At 72.3% G+C, this 20152-nt stretch carries 14 protein-coding genes; 5 read left to right on the top strand and 9 right to left on the bottom strand.

What is annotated here, in order from left to right; genetic code table 11:
- Positions 1-16: 16 nt before the first annotated feature.
- The 4 genes from ACF08N_RS06995 to ACF08N_RS06980 all read right to left on the bottom strand — a co-directional run bounded on the left by ACF08N_RS06995 (position 17) and on the right by ACF08N_RS06980 (position 9472).
- Positions 17-1612: a serine/threonine-protein kinase gene (locus ACF08N_RS06995; RefSeq protein ID WP_392323543.1), complete on the bottom strand. Its 1596-nt coding sequence runs from the start codon at positions 1610-1612 to the stop codon at positions 17-19.
- Between the two features lie 192 nt (positions 1613-1804).
- Positions 1805-4636 (bottom strand): protein kinase, encoded by a 2832-nt coding sequence (locus tag ACF08N_RS06990; protein ID WP_392323542.1) that lies wholly within the window; start codon positions 4634-4636, stop codon positions 1805-1807.
- Positions 4637-4776: 140 nt separating this feature from the next.
- On the bottom strand, positions 4777-7443 hold the full coding sequence (locus ACF08N_RS06985; protein WP_392323541.1) for a protein kinase: 2667 nt from the start codon (positions 7441-7443) through the stop codon (positions 4777-4779).
- Positions 7444-7765: 322 nt separating this feature from the next.
- Positions 7766-9472 carry a glycerol-3-phosphate dehydrogenase/oxidase gene (locus ACF08N_RS06980; protein ID WP_392323540.1) on the bottom strand — a complete coding sequence of 569 codons (1707 nt, stop codon included), beginning with the start codon at positions 9470-9472 and terminating at the stop codon, positions 7766-7768.
- Between the two features lie 229 nt (positions 9473-9701).
- Between ACF08N_RS06980 and ACF08N_RS06975 the strand changes: the two genes are divergently transcribed.
- Together ACF08N_RS06975 and ACF08N_RS06970 are read left to right on the top strand one after the other, a co-directional pair.
- Positions 9702-10931, top strand: coding sequence for a nucleotide sugar dehydrogenase (locus ACF08N_RS06975; RefSeq protein ID WP_392323539.1), 1230 nt, complete (start codon positions 9702-9704; stop codon positions 10929-10931).
- 116 nt (positions 10932-11047) lie between these two features.
- On the top strand, positions 11048-11440 hold the full coding sequence (locus tag ACF08N_RS06970) for a hypothetical protein (protein WP_392323538.1): 393 nt from the start codon (positions 11048-11050) through the stop codon (positions 11438-11440).
- Positions 11441-11566: 126 nt separating this feature from the next.
- Here the strand turns inward: ACF08N_RS06970 and ACF08N_RS06965 are convergent, their stop codons facing one another.
- The 4 genes from ACF08N_RS06965 to ACF08N_RS06950 all read right to left on the bottom strand — a co-directional run bounded on the left by ACF08N_RS06965 (position 11567) and on the right by ACF08N_RS06950 (position 15843).
- Positions 11567-12691, bottom strand: a complete 1125-nt coding sequence (locus ACF08N_RS06965; protein WP_392323537.1) for a GuaB3 family IMP dehydrogenase-related protein — start codon at positions 12689-12691, stop codon at positions 11567-11569.
- 113 nt (positions 12692-12804) lie between these two features.
- Positions 12805-14307, bottom strand: a complete 1503-nt coding sequence (gene guaB, locus ACF08N_RS06960; protein ID WP_392323536.1) for an IMP dehydrogenase — start codon at positions 14305-14307, stop codon at positions 12805-12807.
- Positions 14308-14433: 126 nt separating this feature from the next.
- On the bottom strand, positions 14434-15021 hold the full coding sequence (locus ACF08N_RS06955) for a sigma-70 family RNA polymerase sigma factor (protein WP_215183563.1): 588 nt from the start codon (positions 15019-15021) through the stop codon (positions 14434-14436).
- A gap of 210 nt (positions 15022-15231) precedes the next feature.
- Positions 15232-15843, bottom strand: a complete 612-nt coding sequence (locus ACF08N_RS06950) for a response regulator transcription factor (RefSeq protein ID WP_003948568.1) — start codon at positions 15841-15843, stop codon at positions 15232-15234.
- A 452-nt stretch (positions 15844-16295) separates the two neighbouring features.
- On the opposite strand from ACF08N_RS06950, the gene ACF08N_RS06945 reads away from it, so the two are divergent.
- A complete protein-coding gene (locus ACF08N_RS06945) occupies positions 16296-16619 on the top strand; it encodes a WhiB family transcriptional regulator (RefSeq protein ID WP_177148662.1) in 324 nt (107 codons plus the stop codon).
- Between the two features lie 231 nt (positions 16620-16850).
- Here ACF08N_RS06945 and ACF08N_RS06940 read toward each other — a convergent pair whose 3' ends face one another.
- Positions 16851-17741: a LysR family transcriptional regulator gene (locus ACF08N_RS06940; RefSeq protein ID WP_392323535.1), complete on the bottom strand. Its 891-nt coding sequence runs from the start codon at positions 17739-17741 to the stop codon at positions 16851-16853.
- Positions 17742-17823: 82 nt separating this feature from the next.
- Here ACF08N_RS06940 and ACF08N_RS06935 point away from each other — a divergent pair, with 82 nt between their 5' ends.
- Positions 17824-18540, top strand: coding sequence for an MOSC domain-containing protein (locus tag ACF08N_RS06935; protein WP_392323534.1), 717 nt, complete (start codon positions 17824-17826; stop codon positions 18538-18540).
- A gap of 93 nt (positions 18541-18633) precedes the next feature.
- Positions 18634-20142 carry a multicopper oxidase family protein gene (locus tag ACF08N_RS06930; protein ID WP_392323533.1) on the top strand — a complete coding sequence of 503 codons (1509 nt, stop codon included), beginning with the start codon at positions 18634-18636 and terminating at the stop codon, positions 20140-20142.
- The last annotated feature ends 10 nt before the right edge of the window (positions 20143-20152 follow it).

Genomic DNA, 20152 nt, shown 5'->3' with positions numbered 1-20152 from the left:
GGCACGCGGCCGGACGTCAGTTCTGGGGCGGCCGCCAGCCTCTGAGCATCGTGTCGAACTGCTCGCGCGTCACGGCCCAGTCCTTCGCAGGACCGGACATGTAGAGGGCGTACTCCGTGCCGTCGTCCTCGTAGTACATCTGGTCGATGGCACGCCGAGGGCCGGGATGCTCCTTGCGCTCGGTCCAGGTGAACTCCCAGAGCGCGGACTGCGTCTGGTCGCGGAACGTGTTCGGCCGCAGCTTCAGCCGCCGGTAGTCCGGCAGCCGCTCCTCCAGCCCCTGCTGCATGTCGAGCATGTGCATGTAGGGGTTCTCGAAGTCCGGGGACGGGTCGACGCTGATCCGGATGCGATGGCGGCCGTTGTCCGGTGTGTAGTCGACCTGGTCGCCGTCCGCCTGGCGCTTCCAGCCCTCCGGCACCCAGAGGCTGAACCCCTTCGGGTCCTGGACACGCCGCCAGCCGTCCGGAACGTCCGACACCTGGCCCGACGTCGTCGGGCGGCTCGCCGTGTCCCTGCCCTGACCGCCGCCCGGGTCCGCGTACCTCATGGCGGCGAGCCCCGCGCCGCCGCCGATCAGGGCCGCGAGGACCACGACGACGGCGAGCGTCCGCAGCCGCGGGCCACGCCGCGGCCGCGCGATGTCCGCGGCGGGCGCCGTGGACAGGAGCGTGCCGGAGTGAGCCGCGCCCGTGGCAGCGCGGGAGTCCGGTACTCCGCCCAGCGGCAGCCGCTGCGTCGCCCGCTCCGCGGGCACCCGCGCCGTCACGGCGGGCTCCCGGCCCTCCATGGCCTCCGTCAGCATGTGCTCGGCCTCGGCCGCCGAGGGGCGGGCCGCCGGGTCCTTGTGGAGCAACGCCATGATCACGGGTGTGAGGCGGCCCGCTCGCCGGGGCACGGGCGGCTCGTCGTCCACCACCGCCTGCATGGTCGCCAGCGGCGACGAACGGCGGAACGGCGACTGCCCCTCCAGCGCCGTGTACAGCGTCGCGCCCAACGACCACAGGTCGGACGCCGGTCCCGGGTCGTGGCCGCGGACCCGTTCGGGCGCCAGGTAGTCGATCGAACCGACGATCTCGCCCGTCCTGGTGATCGTCGAGTCGCCCTCGATCGCGGCGATCCCGAAGTCCGTGATGAGCGCCCGGCCGTCACGGCCCAGCAGGACGTTGGCGGGCTTGATGTCCCGGTGGAGCACCCCGGCGGCGTGCGCGGCACCGAGCGCCCCCAGGACGTGCAGCCCGATCCGGGCCGCCTCCCTCTCGTCGATACGGCCGGGCTCCTTGGCGGCGTCGGCGAGCGCGGGACCGTCGACGTACTGCATGACGATCCACGGCCGGGCGTCGTGCTCCAGCACGTCATGGACCGTGACGACGCCGGGATGGCTGATGCGCGCCGCCGCGCGGGCTTCCTTCTGCGTCCGGGCGTGCAGGACGATCCGGTCGGCCTCGGAGACGTACAGACCCGCCGTCAGTTCCTTGACGGCGACTACTCTGTGCAACACCTCGTCATGGGCGCGCCAGACCTTGCCCATGCCGCCGCGTCCGATGGTCTCGCCGAGCCGGTAGCGCCCGGCGAGCAGCAGACCGACGCCTGTGCTGTGAGTGTGTTCCACGTACCCGCCCCGTTCTTCGGAATGACAGGTTACGGAGCGGATGGACGCACACGGAACCGAGGCTCGCTCAAGTGACCGCACTGTGATGCGTGGTGAGCTGCGGAGCCGCCACGCTCGGTGACACGGCGGCCGCTTCGCGGTGGTTCGGGCGGAACCTGCCTACGGGCCCGTCCCGTTGACGGCTGCCGCGGTTCAGCGCGTGACGCGATACGTGGCCGTGGCCTGCTGGTGGATCTCGGTGACCCGCTCGCGCCGGTCGGCCGGTCCGATCACCTGGATCACGTGGTAGTGGTCGCCGACGATCAGCGCGAGGTTGCGGACGAACACGTCGCGGCCCGTGCTGTCCCGCCACGTGAACTGGCCCTCGGCCATGGACTGCTGGCCCACGTCGATGCGGCGCAGCCCGCTCGCGCCGGCCCACGACGAGTCCCGGAACGGCTGCAGCTCCCGCTCCTTGTCACTCTGGTAGACCAGCGGATCGTCGCCGTTGGTGCTCACCGGGTCCCGGCCCGGCACCACGATCAGCGTGAAGTCGCCATCCGTGTAGCGCACTTGGCCCGCGTCGTTGATGGGCCTGCGCTGCCAGTCCTTGTCGACGGCGAGCCGGAATCCCTCGGGATCCTCGCGCAGCACATAGCCGTCGGGCAGGTTCGCGGCCGGTGCCGACGTCTGCGGCTGCTGCGCACCCGGGCTCCCGCTCGGCGAGGGGTCCTGGCCGCCCGTCCTGCCGGGGCTCGGCCCCGCCCCCGCCGAAGGACCGGCGCCCCGGTCCGGCTGACCGGAGTCGGCCTTGGGCATGAACAGGACCGCGTACGCCACGGCCGCCGACACGGCGAGCAGGATCAGCAGCAGCAAGGTGCGCCCGAGGGCACGCGGCGCGCGCCCCTGACCGCCGTACGACTGCCGCTCCGGACGCACGGGGCGGTCCCGGCGCTCGGTCCGGCCGGGACGGGCGCCGCCCCTGGGCCCCTTGTGCCGGTGCCGGCCGTGCGCCACCTCCCGGGCGCCGGACCGGCGCCTGCGCACCAGCTCGCCCCGCCGCCGTACGACCGGCAGGCGCGACGCGTCCACCGGGCCCGCAGGCAGCGGGACGACGTCCATGCCGGCCTCGGGCTCCGGCGCGGACCGCACGAGGGAGCGCAGCCAGCCGCGCAGCTCCTCGAAGTCGGGGCGCTCCGTGGGGTCCTGACGCAGCAGGGATTCGACGACGGGACGAAGCGGCCCGCACTCTTCCGCGAACGCGGGCGGCTCCGCGCACACGAGCTGGACCAGCTCGGCGGCGCTCTCCTCGGGGTAGGGGGCATGGCCCTGGACGGCGCGGAAGAGCAGCGCGCCGAGCGCCCACAGGTCCGTGGCCGGTCCGACGGGGGCGGCCAGCTGCCAGTTCTCGTGGACCGGTCCGGCCTGCTCGGGCGCCCACCGCTCGGTGACCGCGCCGACGACGGCGATCCGTGCCTGACGCGCACGCTCGGCGGCGAGCGGGGTGGCCGGGCCCCGGAAGACGGGGGCGCCGCCGCCCGCGACGACGTCGTCCCAGCGGCCGGATGCCGCGGCCGGGGAGCCCTCGGCGGGCACGGGACGGCGCTGGGCGTCGGCGCGCAGGGCGTCCCCGCCGCCACCGCCGCGGTTCCAGCTGCCCGTCGCCGCGGCGTCCGGGCGGACGGCCGGCAACGCGGGGCGTGCCCCGTGGCCGCCGGCGCCTGTGCCGCCGTCCGGCCGGCCGTTTCGGGCCGCCGCCTGGCGCACGCCGTACGGGTCGTCCCGGTACGGGTCGTTCCGCAGCGCGTCGGCGGCCGGGCGTGCGGCGGGCAGTGCGGGGCGGCCGCCGCCCGCGGGCAGGGGGCCGGGGCCGTCACGGCCGGGGAGCGGGGCGTCGTGCCAGGTCCCGGCGAGGCGGGCACGGCCGGGGCCCTCGTCGTAGCCGTCGGGATCGGTGTGCTCGTCGTAACCGTCGGGGTCGGCGGGAGTCGTGCCCTCGCCCGGGCGGCGGGCCCACCAGTCGGGGTCCAGGCCGTCCTGCACGGGGCGGTCGCCGCCGCCGCTGCCCGTGTACCGGCCGTCGTCGGGCCGCGGGCTCTCGGGCCCCTGGCCGTCGTGGACGCGGGCCGCCGCCCGGGCGCCCGCGCGGTAGGCCGCGATGGCGCCCGCCCTGGCGGCCCGTACGTCGGGGGCCTGGCCGGCCTCCGTACCGACCGGGCGGGGCAGCGCGGGCCGGGCGGACTCCAGGGCCGCCGGGCCGTCCGGTGCGCCGCCCGCCCGCGGCCGGGGCACGGGATCGGGGTCGGTCCGCCCGGCGACGCGCACGGCGTCGTGACCGGAGTCGCGACCGGAGTCGTGGTCGCCGGGAGCGAAGCCGCGGTCGGAGCCGTGGCCGCCGGGGCCGAAGCCTCGATCGGAGCCGAAGTCGCCGGAACCGAAGTCGGGCGACTCGGGGACCGGCGCGTACCCGCACAGCGCCTCCTCGGCCGCTCCGGAGGCCAGACCGGTGAGCACTACACGGCCGTCGTCGCAGACGAGGACGGTGCGCACGGTGATGTTCCGGTGGGTCCAGCCGTGCGCGTGCAGCACCCGCAGCGCGGTCAGCACGTCGGATGCCACCTCGGCCGCGCGGTACGGGTTGAGCGGCTTCTCGGCGAGGAGGGCGGCGAGCGGACGCGCGCCGACGAGCTCGCTCACGATCCAGAGCGAGCCGTCCTCGGCGAAGACGTCGAAGACCTGGTCGAGGCGCGGATGGTCCGGGATCTGGGCCGCGGCCTGCGCGGCCTCGACGGCCCGGCGCACGGCCGGGTCCGTGGGCCGTCGGGTCGCCCGCCCCGGCACCCGCCGGGGTACGGCGGCGCCTGCGAGACCGTCGCCGTCGACCACCTCCGCGTCCACGACCTCCGGCAACGGCACCTGCCGCACCAGCACTTCATGGCCGCTGTACGTGTCGAACGCGCGCGTCTCGGCCAGCTCGAACTCGTCGGAGGGCGGCAACGGCAGGCGGTAGCGGTCGGCGAGCACCCTTCCCGCATAGTCCTCCACGACGCCTCCCCACGTGCGCGCTGTCCCCCCGGCCGGTCCGGAAACATCGCACACAACCGCGCAAAGCCGTCAAATCCGGTCGCTCAACGGCCCCTTGTCGCTGCATACCGTCCGTGACTTCTCACGATACGTGCCCCTGCTCAGTCCTTGGGGCTGAACGTCGCGAACGCCGTCTTGCGCAGCGTCTCGCACTCCTTGCTCCGCCACTCGCTCGCCTTGCAGGTGATCATGATCGCGTAGCCGTGCGTGGCGTCGACCTTGAAGCCCCTGTTCAGAATGCGTACCCGCTGGCCCTTCTCGATGCGCTCGAACTCCCAGTCGGCGACGGTCGGATAGCCGTTGTAGTCGACCTTCTGGATGTTGAGGTGCTTGTAGCCGGTGCTCGACGACTTGACGGCGAGGACCGCGGCGGACCAGGCGGCGACCGCGTCGTCCTTCGGGGTGGCGGTGAAGTCGACCTGGACACGCGGGACTCCGCCGTCGACGCTGAACTTCGCGCCGGAGTTCTGGCCCGCTATGCCGGTGACCCGGAAGTTCTTCGGCATGGCCATGGTGAAGTGGAACCGGTCGTTGGAGACCATCACGTACCCGTCGGGCAGCGCGTCCTTGCCTCCTTCGCCGCTGCCGTCGCCGGACGGCTGCCCGCCGGACGTGCCGGTGCCGGTGCCGGGCTGGTCCCCCTTGCCGTTGTCCTGGCCGTCGCCCTCGTCCGTGCCCTGACCGCCGTCCGGGGCGGCGTCGCCTCCCGCGGTGGCGTCGCCGTCGCCGCCCGCGGTCGAGCCCGCCGTCGCGGCGGTGTCGTCCTTGCCCTTGCCCTGATTGCCCTGGTCGTCGCCGAGCGCGAAGACGAGCACGGTGGACAGCACCGCGAGCACGGCGACGACTGCGATGACCACCAGGGTGCGGCGGGGCACCACATCGGTGAGCGGCGCGCGGACGGGGGCGGGCCGGCCGGCCGGAGCGGTCTGCGCCGATGCCTTTGCCGTGGCGCTCGACTCGGCCTTGGCCGCCGCTGCCGCGTTCCGCACGGAACGCAGCGCCCCGCGCAGCCGCTCGGCCGCCGGGTCCTTCGGCTTGGCCTCGGGACGGGGTGGGGCAACAGGCGGAACCGGCGGGATCTGTATGGCCCGTGTCTGTTCCGCCGGGGTCTCGGTCGCGGCGGACCGGACTGGTTCCTCGGGGGCGTTGACCACCTGGGTGAGCAGCGCGCGTGCGCCCGCGTCGTCGAGCCGCTGGGCCGGGTCCTTGGCGAGCAGGCCGTAGATGACCTCCTCCAGAGGGCCCGCGTTCTTGGGCGGGTCGAGCGGCTCGGTCATCACGGCGGTCAGCGTCGCGATCGCCGAACCCTTGTCGTACGGGGGGCAGCCCTCGACGCTCGCGTACAGCAGTCCGCCCAGGGACCACAGGTCCGCGGCGGGTCCGGGCTTGTGGCCGCGGGCGCGCTCGGGCGAGATGTACGACGGCGCGCCGACGAGCATGCCGGTCGACGTGATCGACGGGTCGCCCTCGACCTGGGCGATGCCGAAGTCGGTGAGGACGACGCGGCCGTCCTTGCCGATGAGCACGTTCGACGGCTTCACGTCGCGGTGCAGGATGCCCTCGCGGTGCGCGGAACGCAGCACATCGAGGATCGCGAGGCCGACCTCGGCGGCGCGACGGGGCGTCAGGATGCCGTCCTCGCGCACGACCTCGGCGAGCGACTTGCCCTCGACGAGCTCCATGACGATCCACGGGCGGTCGTCCTCGTCGACGACGTCGTAGACGGTGACGGCGCTGGTGTTGCGGATCCGGGCGATGGCCTTGGCCTCGCGGAGCGTACGCGTGATGAGCCTGCGCTTCTCGTCCTCGTCGATGGCGTTGGGGAAGCGCAGCTCCTTGACGGCGACGGTGCGCCCGAGTGTCTCGTCGACGGCACGCCACACGGTGCCCATGCCACCGCGCCCGAGCACGCCACCCAGCCGGTAACGCCCGGCGAGCAACCGCCCCTCGGGCACACCGGAGCGCGCCGCGCCCCTGTCGACGACATCGGCGCCCGCCCCCGAGAGCGCCGCGTCACGGCTACGGGGGCCGCTGCCCTTGGTCGCGCCGCTGTCGGCCACGTCCTTGCCCATGCGGACGGCTGCGGACGCCGGGGAGACCGCCGGGTCGCTCTCGGCGGCGTCCGCGGGAACCGCCGCATCGGCGCTGCGGTCGGGGCCGATGCCGTTGCCCTCACCCTCGGCGGCGGCAGGCTTCGCCCGCCTGTCGACGTCGTCCGCCGCAGCCGCCACGCCGGCGTCACGGGCGTCAACGGCGTCCGCGTCCGTGTCGTCCCCGCTCGCGCCCGCCGCGCTCTGCGCGGCACCGCGGGCCGCATCAGCGTCCACGGGGCCCTCCGAGGAGGCCGTCGTGGGACGACGACCGCCCCCGTCACTGTCCCCGCTCGCGTCCTCCGCGTCCTCCGCGTCCTCCGCGTCCTCCGCAGCAGCCTCGCCCACGACACGGGAGCCCGAGGGCCCAGCCTCGCGGTCCGACTCCTCGCGGTCCGACGCCTCGTGGTCGGACACCCCCCGGCCGGAGACCCCCTCGGCCGATGCCCCCCGGCCGGACGCCTCGTCTGCCGACGCCGTGTCAGCCGACGCGCCGTCCTGAGGCGCCGTCACCGACCCCCCACGCGGCGCTCCCCCCGTCGCGTCGCCCGCGTCCTCCGGCTCCGAGTCGCCGCCGCCACCCCCGGCGGCCACGGCGGAGTCCTCACCCTTGCCGGTGAAGCCGGCCCCCTCGGTCTCGTCCCGCTGGGGCTCCCGCGACTGCTCAGCCTCCGACATGCGTCCCCTCTGCGATCCCTGATCTTCGCCCGCGCCTGCCGCTTCCCGCTCGATGCGGTAACCCGCCCTGGCAGAGGGACCATTGTCCCTCACTCCGGGACCGGAATGTCTCCCGGGTCCACCCACCGAGCGCATGCGAGCGCGCGAATGCGGCTCCTGCCGAGCCGTCACTCGCCGTGATAGCCACCCCTGCGCTGGTCGGGGCGCTGCCCGCCTCCGCCGACCCCCTGGCCGCGACCGCTTCCGCCGTCAGGGCTCGACGGAAACCGGTCGGTGCAACCGGGCCGGGGCCCGCCCGTCGGAGCGAAGCCCGCCGACTCCGTCAGATCGGCACGATGTCCGGCGCGCCCAGCCGGGCCGCGTCCGCCGTCAGGTCGTCCGGCTGGCGCTGCGACTCCCGCTCCGCCTCGACCCGCTTCTCATAGTGCTCGACCTCCTTCTCGACGTGCGCCTTCTCCCACCCCAGCACCGGAGCCATCAGCTCCGCGCACTCCCGCGCGCAGCGCGTCCCCCGGTCGAACGTCTCGATCGAGATCCTGGTGCGCCGCGTCAGCACGTCGTCCAGATGACGCGCGCCCTCGTGCGAGGCCGCGTAGACGATCTCGGCGCGGAGATAGTCGTCGGCGCCGGTGAGCGGCTCGCCGAGCGACGGGTCCTCGGCGATCAGCGCGAGCAGCTCTTCGGTCAGCGAGCCGTACCGGTTCAACAGGTGCTCCACGCGCACGACATGGAGCCCGGTCCGCGCCGCGATCCTCGCGCGGGCGTTCCAGAGGGCGCGGTAGCCCTCGGCGCCGAGCAGGGGGACCTCCTCCGTGACGCATGCGGCCACCCGCTGGTCGAGGCCGTGCACCGCCTCGTCCACCGCGTCCTTCGCCATAACCCGGTACGTCGTGTACTTGCCGCCCGCCACGACCACCAGGCCCGGCACCGGGTGCGCCACCGTGTGCTCGCGGGACAGCTTGCTCGTCGCGTCGGACTCCCCGGCGAGCAGCGGCCGCAGCCCGGCGTACACCCCCTGGACGTCGTCCCGGGTGAGGGGCACGGCGAGCACCGAATTGACGTGCTCCAGCAGGTAGTCGATGTCGGCGCTGGATGCGGCGGGGTGCGCCTTGTCCAGGTCCCAGTCGGTGTCCGTCGTGCCGACGATCCAGTGCCGGCCCCACGGGATGACGAACAGCACGGACTTCTCGGTCCGCAGGATCAGCCCGGTGGTGGAGTGGATGCGGTCCTTCGGCACGACCAGGTGGATGCCCTTGGAAGCCCGCACGTGGAACTGTCCGCGCTCCCCGATCAGCGCCTGCGTGTCGTCCGTCCACACCCCCGTCGCATTGACGATCTGGCGGGCACGGATCTCGTACTCCCCGCCGGCCTCGACGTCGAGCACCCGCGCGCCGACCACGCGCTCACCCTCCCGCAGGAAACCGACCACCCGGGCGCGGCTGGCCACTTGGGCTCCGTAACTCGCGGCCGTGCGCACCAGGGTGGTGACGAAACGGGCGTCGTCCATCTGGGCGTCGTAGTACTGGAGGGCACCCACGAGGGCGTCCTTCTTCAGCGCGGGCGCCACGCGCAGGGCATGACGCCGTGACAGATGGCGGTGGACGGGCAGGCCGCGCCCGTGGCCCGAGGAGACCGACATCGCGTCGTACAGCGCAACGCCCGATCCCGCGTACCACCGCTCCCAGCCCTTGTGCTGCAGGGGATAGAGGAACGGCACCGGCTTGACCAGGTGGGGGGCCAGCCGCTCCAGGAGCAGACCGCGCTCCTTCAGCGCCTCTCTGACCAGGGCGAAGTCGAGCATCTCCAGATAGCGCAGGCCGCCGTGGATGAGCTTGCTCGAACGGCTCGACGTGCCCGAGGCCCAGTCGCGCGCCTCGACGAGCCCGGTCGCGAGACCTCTTGTCGCCGCGTCCAGCGCGGTGCCCGCTCCGACAACGCCGGCGCCGACCACCAGCACGTCCAGTTCACGCTCGGCCATACCGGCGAGCGCTGCGGCGCGCTCCTCGGGTCCCAGTGTCGCTGTCCTCACTGCTGCCTCCCGTCGCCCCCGTGCGTCCCCTGCGGTCGGGCTCACAACGTCGATTCTGTCCGCACTCGCCGACTTCAGCCACCGCCTGTGGATAACACTCCGTTAGCCACACGCGCACAATCCGACAGAACGGTCATATTTACGCCTAGTCTGACATTGCGCACGCTCGTTCCGCCCACAGGGCTTGCGACCTCTGTCCCCTCCGGCTATGGGAAGGACGGCCACCGCCATGCCCGCAGATCTCGCCGTCATCGGACTCGGCCACCTCGGTCTGCCCCTCGCCCAGGCCGCCGTGGCAGCACGCATCGAAACCATCGGCTACGACCCCGACCCGGGCCGGCTCACCGAACCCGCCGCGGGAGTCACCGCCGCCGACATCCGCCGGATGCTCTCGGCCGGCTTCCGCACGGTCAGCGACGTGGCCGAACTGGGACGCGTGCGCACGGCGGTCATCTGCGCCCCCACGCCCCCCGGCCCGGACGGCGCGCCCGACCTCACGGCACTCGCCGACGCGGCCCGCGCCCTCGCGTCCCGGCTGCGCCCGCACACCACCGTGCTGCTCGAATCGGCCGTCCAGCCCGGCACGACCGAGGAGTTCCTCCGGCCGCTGCTGGAACAGGGCTCCGGGCTCCGCGCGGGACGCGACTTCCACCTGGCCTACTCCCCCAGCCGCACCGAACCCGGCAACCGCGCCCACGGCTACGCCAACACGCCCAAGGTCATCGGCGGCCTCACCCCCGCCTGCACCGAATCGGCCGCCGCGTTCTACGGCCGGCTCACCGACAAGGTCGTACGGGCGCGCGGCCTGCGCGAGGCCGAGACCGTCAAGGTCCTGGAGACGAACTTCCGTCACGTCAACATCGCGCTCGTCAACGAGATGGCCGTCCTCTGCCACGACCTCGGGATCGACCTGTGGGACGTCATCCGCTGCGCAGAGACCAAGCCGTTCGGCTTCCAGGCCTTCCGTCCGGGCCCGGGCGTCGGCGGACACGGCGTCGCCCTCGACCCCGGCCACCTCCCGCCCACCGGCCGCACCCTGCGCATGGTCGGACTCGCCCAGGACATCAACACCCGAATGCCGCAGTACGTCATCCAGCGTTGCGCCACGCTCCTCAACGAGCACGGCAAGTCGGCCCGCGGCGCGCGCATCCTGCTCCTCGGCATCACCTACAAGCCCGACCTCGCCGACCTGACCGGGTCCCCCGCCACCGAGATCGCCCGCCGCCTGATGGACCTCGGCGCATCCGTCAGCTACCACGACCCGCACATCCCCGACTGGCAGGTGAACGGCCTGCCCGTCCCCCGCGCCGACTCGCTCTACGAGGCCGCCGCCAACGCGGACCTCACGGTGCTGCTCCAGCACCACCGCACGTACGACCTCCAGGGCCTGGCGGTCAAGGCACAGCTCCTGCTCGACACGCGGGGCGCGACGCCGGCGGGCGCGGCACACCGCCTCTGAGGAGCCGGAAGGCGGCGCTGGACAGATCCGATCCCGGTGGGTGGACAAGGGACCCGCCGGGCCGAAACCGGCTCCGCCTCCCCAGCAACGACGGGTCTTCCATGCGTCGAGCCACCGTGCACCGACTCACTGCGAGAACCGCCGTCCTCCTGCTCGGTCTCCAGGCCGCGTCCGTCGCGTTCATCGCCTTCTGGTTCCTGCCCGGCCGGCTCCAGGGATTCGGACGCGGTGACCGATCGGCCGCAGAGGTGGAGGCCGAGATCCTGCGCGTCGTCGCCGCCGGTGCCGTCGTCGTCGCCGCGAGCGCCTGGGCGTGCTGGACGCTTCGCAGGTCGCAGCGCCGCGAACGCCGGGCGCTCGGAGCGACGGCGGTGTGCCTGGCACTGGAGGCCGGGGTGCTGGCCCTCGGGTTCCACGCGCACGAGCCGTGGCCCCTGGGGCTCGCGGCCGTCACGCTGCTGTGCATCGCCCTGAGCGTTCCGCCCACGCGCACGGGCCGCCAGGGCTGACGCGTACCCCGCGCGCGCCATCCACGCCGTCACCGCCGCCCGCATGCCGACCGCACAGGGGAAGGGCCCGGCACTTCGGTGCCGGGCCCTTCCCCTGTGTACGACTCCCTTGTGTACAGCCGGATGTCAGCGGCTGTGCTGCGAGTCCGCCACCGTGACCTCGACCCGCTGGAACTCCTTGAGCTCGCTGTAACCGGTCGTCGCCATCGCACGGCGCAGGGCGCCGAAGAAGTTCATCGACCCGTCCGGGCTGTGCGAGGGACCGGTCAGGACCTCCTCGGTCGTGCCGACGATGCCCAGGTCGACCAGCTTGCCGCGCGGCACGTCCTCGTGGACCGCCTCCATGCCCCAGTGGCGGCCGTTGCCCGGCGCGTCCGTGGCACGGGCGAGCGGGGAGCCGATCATCACCGCGTCCGCGCCGCACGCGATCGCCTTCGGCAGGTCGCCCGACCAGCCCACACCGCCGTCGGCGATGACGTGCACGTACCGGCCGCCGGACTCGTCCATGTAGTCGCGGCGGGCCGCGGCCACGTCGGCGACGGCGGTCGCCATCGGCACCTGGATGCCCAGCACGTTCCGCGTGGTGTGCGCGGCGCCGCCGCCGAAGCCGACCAGGACGCCCGCCGCGCCCGTGCGCATCAGGTGCAGCGCGGCCGTGTAGGTGGCGCAGCCGCCGACGATGACCGGGACGTCGAGCTCGTAGATGAACTGCTTGAGGTTCAGCGGCTCGGCGGCACCGGAGACGTGCTCGGCGGAGACCGTCGTGCCGCGGATCACGAAGATGTCGACGCCGGCGTCGACGACGGCCTTCGAGAACTGCGCGGTGCGCTGCGGGGAGAGCGCGGCGGCGGTGACGACACCCGAGTCGCGCACCTCCTTGATGCGCTGCCCGATCAGCTCTTCCTTGATCGGGGCCGCGTAGATCTCCTGGAGTCGGCGGGTGGCGCTCTCCGGGTCCAGCTCGGCGATCTCGTCGAGCAGCGGCTGCGGGTCCTCGTAGCGGGTCCACAGGCCCTCGAGGTTCAGCACGCCGAGGCCGCCCATCTCGCCGATGTGGATCGCGGTGCGCGGGGAGACGACCGAGTCCATCGGGGCGGCCAGGAAGGGCAGCTCGAAGCGGTAGGCGTCGATCTGCCAGGCGATCGAGACCTCCTTCGGGTCCCGCGTGCGCCGGCTCGGTACGACGGCGATGTCATCGAACGCGTACGCCCGGCGGCCGCGCTTGCCGCGCCCGATCTCGATCTCAGTCACGATGTGTGGCCTTTCCCTCTTACTTCTGCGCCTGGGGCCCTACCAGTATCCCCGACCCACGCACGAGGGGCGGCCCCCGACGACCCGGGACCGCCCCTCGTGGGTGGTGCGCGCTACTTCCGGCTGTAGTTCGGCGCCTCGACCGTCATCTGGATGTCGTGCGGGTGGCTCTCCTTGAGACCCGCCGAGGTGATCCGGACGAACCGTCCGTTCGCCTGGAGCTCCGGCACCGTGCGGCCGCCGACGTAGAACATCGACTGGCGCAGACCGCCGACGAGCTGGTGGACCACTGCGGAGAGCGGGCCGCGGTAGGGGACCTGGCCCTCGATGCCCTCGGGCACCAGCTTCTCGTCGGAGGCGACGCCCTCCTGGAAGTAGCGGTCCTTGGAGAAGGAGCGCTGCTCGCCGCGGGACTGCATGGCGCCCAGCGAGCCCATGCCGCGGTACGACTTGAACTGCTTGCCGTTGATGAACATCAGCTCGCCCGGGGACTCCTCGCAGCCCGCGAGGAGGGAGCCGAGCATGACCGTGTCGGCGCCCGCGACCAGGGCCTTGGCGATGTCACCGCTGTACTGGAGGCCGCCGTCGCCGATCACCGGCACGCCCGCGTCCTTCGCCGCCAGCGACGCCTCGTAGATCGCGGTGACCTGGGGGACGCCGATTCCGGCGACCACGCGCGTGGTGCAGATGGAGCCCGGGCCGACGCCGACCTTGATGCCGTCGACACCCGCGTCGATCAGCGCCTGGGCGCCGTCCCTGGTGGCGACGTTGCCGCCGATGACATCCACACCGGAGTGGTTCGACTTGATCTTGGCGATCATGTCGCCGACCAGCTTGGAGTGGCCGTGCGCGGTGTCCACGACGATGAAGTCGACACCTGCCTCGATCAGCGCCTGCGCACGCTCGAAGGCGTCGCCCGCGACACCGACGGCCGCGCCGACGAGCAGCCGGCCCTCCGTGTCCTTGGCGGCATTGGGGTACTTCTCGGCCTTGACGAAGTCCTTGACCGTGATCAGGCCCTTGAGGATGCCCGCGTCGTCGACCAGCGGAAGCTTCTCGATCTTGTGACGGCGCAGCAGCTCCATGGCGTCCACGCCCGAGATGCCGACCTTGCCGGTGACCAGCGGCATCGGCGTCATGACGTCGCGCACCTGCTGGCTGCGGTCGGTCTCGAACGCCATGTCACGGTTGGTGACGATGCCGAGGAGCTTGCCGGCCGGGTCGGTCACGGGCACGCCGCTGATGCGGAACTTGCCGCAGATCGCGTCGGCCTCGGCGAGCGTCGCGTCCGGGCGCACGGTGATCGGGTCGGTGACCATGCCGGACTCGGAGCGCTTGACCAGGTCGACCTGGTTGGCCTGGTCGGCGATGGAGAGGTTGCGGTGCAGGACACCCGCGCCGCCCTGGCGGGCCATCGCGATGGCCATGCGCGCCTCGGTCACCTTGTCCATGGCGGCGGACAGCAGCGGGATGTTCACCCGCACGTTCTTCGAGAGGTACGAGGAGGTGTCGATCTGGTCGGGAGCCATGTCGGAGGCACCCGGCAGCAGCAGCACATCGTCGTAGGTCAGCCCGAGTGTCGCGAATTTCTCGGGCACTCCGTCGACGTTGGTCATGACACCTTCCCCAATGGCCTTGATCGGTGCGGATGTCCATGCTAACGGGCTCTGGACCCGTCTCATTCCACGATCAAGATCAGCAAGCAGCTTTGTACGATCCTACGCACGGGGCCGCCGCGCGGTTCACTGCTCGGCCAGCGCCCGCAGACGGCTCAGCGCACGGTGCTGGGCGACGCGCACCGCACCCGGTGACATCCCCAGCATCTGTCCGGTCTCCTCCGCCGTCAGGCCCACGGCGACGCGCAGCACCAGCAGCTCGCGCTGGTTCTCCGGAAGATTGGCGAGGAGCTTCTTGGCCCACTCGGCGTCGTCGCTGAGCAGCGCCCGCTCCTCCGGCCCGAGGGAGTCGTCGGGCCGCTCGGGCATCTCGTCGGACGGCACGGCCGTCGAGCCGGGGTGCCGCATCGCGGCCCGCTGCAGATCGGCGACCTTGTGGGAGGCGATGGCGAAGACGAAGGCCTCGAAGGGCCTTCCGGTGTCCTTGTAACGCGGCAGTGCCATCAGCACCGCGACGCACACCTCCTGGGCGAGGTCGTCGGCGAAGTGCCGAGCATCACCCGGAAGTCTGTTGAGACGGGAACGACAGAAGCGCAGCGCCAGCGGGTGGACGTGCGCGAGCAGGTCGTGCGTGGCCTGCTCGTCGCCGTCGACGGCACGATGGACGAGTGCACCGATGGCCCCCTGGGCGGTCGCCGCCTCGTCGTCACGCATCGGTCCATGGTGCCTTGGCGCCGGAGCGTCCGCGGCACCGCGTCCCATGTTGTGCACCGAAGCGTTATGAGCAGGTGCGCCGGAACTCATCTCCTGCGCCCTCCCCTCCCGCTCGACCGACTCGTCCCCGAGGAACTCCACACCCTCAAGGATGCGGCATCGCGCGGGAAACGGATGCCCTCGGGCATCCGTCACCCCGTGCGGGCCCACTCAGCGGACCAGGCCCCACCGGAATCCGAGCGCCACGGCATGCGCCCGGTCCGAGGCGCCGAGCTTCTTGAACAGGCGCCTGGCGTGCGTCTTCACCGTGTCCTCGGACAGGAACAGCTCGCGCCCGATCTCCGCGTTGGACCGGCCGTGGCTCATCCCTTCGAGAACCTGGATCTCGCGCGCGGTGAGCGTGGGCGCGGCGCCCATCTCCGCCGAGCGGAGCCGGCGCGGGGCGAGCCGCCACGTCGGGTCGGCGAGCGCCTGGGTGACGGTCGCCCGCAGCTCGGCGCGCGAGGCGTCCTTGTGCAGATAGCCGCGGGCGCCGGCGGCGACCGCGAGTGCGACACCGTCGAGGTCCTCGGCGACGGTGAGCATGATGATCCGGGCGCCCGGGTCCGCGGACAGCAGCCGGCGCACGGTCTCGACGCCGCCCAGTCCGGGCATGCGTACGTCCATCAGAATCAGGTCCGAGCGGTCGGCGCCCCAGCGGCGGAGGACTTCCTCGCCGTTGGCCGCGGTCGTCACGCGCTCGACGCCGGGCACGGTCGCGACCGCGCGGCGGAGCGCCTCTCGGGCAAGCGGGGAGTCGTCGCAGACGAGGACGGATGTCATGACTGACCTCCGTGGCTCTCGCAGCATTTGCGCGTCACCTTGAGCCTCCAGGCTGGGTACGTTTCGTCACCTGAGCGGTTGAACGCTCTCGGACATGTGCCCGACAGCTTGTTCTTTCAACCGCCTCCGCCCTCTCAACGATGGTCACTCGAAAGAGTTACGGGTCGGACGAGGCTCTTCGGCACTCTGCGTAAGGGATCGTGCGCGAACCGCAGCGCCGCAGGTCACCGTGTTTTCTTCGGGAAGCAGTGCCCCATTCAGCGGCTTTTCTTCCCATTCGCTGGTGTCTTTGGCTAGATTCGCAATGAGTCATATTTACATCTACTTACACAGTAGATGTACGGTCGTTGGCACAGTGCGGGGTGCCGGATCCGGCACCAGCCGGCCGGTGGTCCCGCCCGTTTCCGACCTGTCCTGTATCCACTCAGCACGGTTTCAAGGGGACATGCGCTATGGCAGATTTCTCTCGCCTTCCCGGACCCAACGCCGATCTGTGGGACTGGCAGCTCCTCGCGGCATGCCGCGGGGTCGACAGCTCGCTCTTCTTCCATCCCGAAGGCGAGCGCGGTGCAGCACGCAGTGCGCGCGAGAACTCGGCGAAAGAGGTCTGCATGAGGTGCCCCGTCCGGGCCGAGTGCGCCGCACACGCGCTGGCGGTGCGCGAACCGTACGGCGTCTGGGGTGGACTCACGGAGGACGAGCGCGAGGAGCTCATGGGCCGCGCGCGCCATCGATTGATCCCCGCGACGAGCGCGGGAGGCGCGGTGGGCGGCTGACGCCCCGGCCAATTACGGAAGAAACGTTCCTTCACCTGAACGAGCGACTGTACGAGCGACGACGAGCAACGACGACCGACCGACATCACCTGTACGAACGCAGCATGACGTGGACGAAACGCGGCACGTGTACGAACGACGACGAGCGACCGGACGAGCCATCCGCCTGCGCCCCCCGCACCCCGAACTCCCCTGCCGGTCCCGGCCCCTGCCGGGACCGGCTTCGTGTGCTCAGCGCCTGGCCGCCAGGGCCAGCCGGTCCAGGGTCGCCGCGACCGCCGGGACCTGGGACAGGTCGGGCAGGGTCAGCGCGACGATCTCGCGCGCGACGGGCGGGTTGACCGCGATCGTCCGTACGCCCTTGGGGCGGACCGACTCCAGCGCCAGTTCCGGCAGAACCGCCACGCCGAGGCCCGCGCCGACCAGCCCGATGACCGCCGGGTAGTCGTCCGTCGCGAAGTCGATCCGGGGCGTGAAGCCCGCCTCCTCGCAGACCTCCACCAGCTGACGGCGGCAGCGCGGGCAGCCGGCGATCCACGGCTCGTCGGTGAGATCGCCGATGGCGACGCTCTCCGCGCCCGCCAGGCGGTGCCCCTCCGGCACGAGCCCGACCAGCCGGTCGGTGAGCAGCGGGCGGACGACGAGGTCGTCCCACTCGGCGCCCGGCGTGCCGTAGCGGAAGGCGAGGGCCACGTCGCAGTCGCCCTCGCGCAGCATCTCGACGGAGCGCGGCGGTTCGGCGTCGACCAGGGAGACCCGGGTGCCGGGGTGTGCCGCGCGCAGGGCGGCGAGCGCGGTCGGCACCAGCGTCGAACTGCCGCTCGGGAACGACACCAGACGGACCCGGCCCGCCCTGAGCCCCGCGATGGCGGCGATCTCCTCCTCTGCCGCGGTGAGCCCCGCGAGGATGCCGGCGGCGTGCCGGACGAGCACCTCGCCGGCCTGGGTCAGGCGCATCTCCCGGCCCGTACGGATCAGGAGCGGCGTGCCGGCCGAGCTTTCGAGCGCTTTCATCTGCTGGCTGACCGCGGGCTGGGTGCAGCCCAGTTCGCGCGCGGCGGCGGAGAAGGAGCCGGTGGCGGCGACGGCGCGCAGGACACGGAGGTGACGGGCTTCGATCACCCCTTGAGCATAAGCGCCCCTTGGAGGCCGAGCGGAAATATCGGCTGGTTGCTTTGAGGAGCACCGGGTTAGCGTGCCGGGTATGAAGCTTCTGAGCGTGAACGTGGGGCGGCTGACGTCGGTGGACTACGCGGACACCGGCACCACCGGGATCGACAAGCGTCCCGCCGAGGGAGCCGTCCGGGTGAGCGATCCGGGCCGCAAGGGCGAGGGCGGCAGCGGGGTGGCGGGGGACGCGATCTCCGACCTGCGCCACCACGGAGGCACCGACCAGGCCGTCTACGCCTTCGCGCGGGAGGATCTGGACCGCTGGGAGGAGGAGCTGGGCATGCCGCTGGCGAGCGGCTCGTTCGGCGAGAACCTCACCACGAGCGGGCTCGACGTCAACGGCGCGTTGATCGGCGAACGCTGGCGGATCGGCGAGGAGCTGGTGCTCGAGGTCACGAGCGGCCGCATCCCGTGCCGCACTTTCGCCCGCTGGCTGGACCGGATGGGGGTCCCCCCAGCGAAGCGAGGGGGAGGCTGGGTCAGGCGCTTCACGCGGGAGGCCGCGCCCGGCGCGTACCTGCGAGTGATCACGCCCGGTGAGATCCGTGCGGGCGATCCGATCGAGATCGTGCACCGGCCGGAGCACGAGGTCACCGTCTCGATGTCGTTCCGGGCCGAGACGACCGAGCGCTCCCTGCTGCCCCGGGTGCTCGCCGCCGGCGACGCCCTCCACCCCGAGCAGCTGCGCGCGGCGCGTGAGTACGTGGCGAAGTACGGGACCGGAGCCGCGGAGCTGCCGATCGTCTCGTAGGGGAAATCCCCGAGGACGCGGGCCAGTTGGATCGGGGGCCGATGGGGGACGGTCCCCGATGTGCCCGCCGGCTGCGGCCGGAACGCTGGAGGCATGTCCCGGCTCAAGCGCGTCCTCGTCGTTCTCACAGCCGTCGCCGTGGCCCTCGTCGCCGCTGTCGGCGGCGGGTTCTTCTGGCTGTACACCGACGCCGAGGTGTCGACCGTCGGCACCTCGTTCAGCCGCGAGATGGCCGTGCCGCCGCTGGCCGAACCGACCGTCGAACGTGACGGCACCAAGGTCTTCGACCTGACGATGCAGGCCGGGCACAAGGAGTTCAGGCGCGGACAGCAGACGCCCACCTGGGGCTTCAACGGGGACTATCTGGGCCCGACCCTGCGTGCCGAGCGCGGCGACAAGGTCGAGGTGCGCATACGCAACACGCTGGGCGAGACCTCCACCGTGCACTGGCACGGCATGCACCTGCCCGCCGCCATGGACGGCGGTCCGCACCAGACCGTGGCACCGGGCGGCACCTGGGCCCCGCGCTGGACGGTCGACCAGCCGGCGGCGTCGCTCTGGTACCACCCGCACCCGCACGGCACGACGGAGGAGCATGTGCGGCGCGGACTGGCCGGCATGTTCCTGCTCGACGACGAGAGGTCCGCGAAGCTGCCGCTGCCGAAGCGGTACGGCGTCGACGACCTGCCCGTCATCGTGCAGGACGTCCGCTTCGACGGCTCGAAGTTCGACCACGGCCACAAGCTGATGGCGGGCAGCGGCTTCCTCGGCGACCGGACGATGGTCAACGGCACCCTCGACCCGTACAAGGAGGTCGGTGACGAGCGGGTACGGCTGCGCCTGCTCAACGCCTCCACCGCCCGCGTCTACCAGTTCGGCTTCGCCGACGACCGGCGCTTCTCGCTCGTCGCGTCGGACGGCGGGCTGCTGGAGAAGGCCGCGGCGACGGACCGCATCCGGCTGTCTCCCGGCGAGCGGGCCGAGATCGTCGTGACGATGCGGCCCGGCGAGCGCGCTGTGCTGCGCAGCCATCCGGAGAACCTGGGCGACTTCTGGCAGACCCGGTTCAACGGCGGCGACGACGCGTTCGACGTGCTGGAGCTGCGCGCCGCGAAGACGCTGCGCCCCTCCCCGGAGCTGCCCGCGGAGCTGGGCGAACCGGAGCTGCCGGACGCCGGGGAGTCGGTGCGGACCCGGTTCTTCGGCCTCCAGCGGTCGGGGATCAACGGCAGGCCGATGTCCATGGACCGGATCGACGAGACCGTCACCCGGGGCACGACCGAGACCTGGGTCCTGCGCAACGACGACGGCATGCCGCACAACTTCCATGTGCACGACGTGCAGTTCCGGGTGCTGGAGGTCGACGGACGGCAGCCGCCGCCGCATCTGCGCGGCGCGAAGGACACCGTCTTCGTACCCGGCAACAGAAGTGTGAAGATCGCCCTGCGGTTCACCGGCCCGGCCGATCCGGACACTCCGTACATGTACCACTGCCATCTGCTGTACCACGAGGACGAGGGCATGATGGGCCAGTTCGTGGTCGTCGAGAAGGGGCAGCGGGCGGGCGACGTCCGTGTGCCGCACTCACACGCGGGGCACTAACGTGCCGCCT

This window comes from Streptomyces sp. NPDC015127 (assembly GCF_043080095.1).
Taxonomy (GTDB): Bacteria; Actinomycetota; Actinomycetes; order Streptomycetales; family Streptomycetaceae; genus Streptomyces.
The sequence above is the reverse complement of the archived record's forward strand: the minus strand, read 5'-3'. Positions and strand labels throughout refer to the sequence as shown.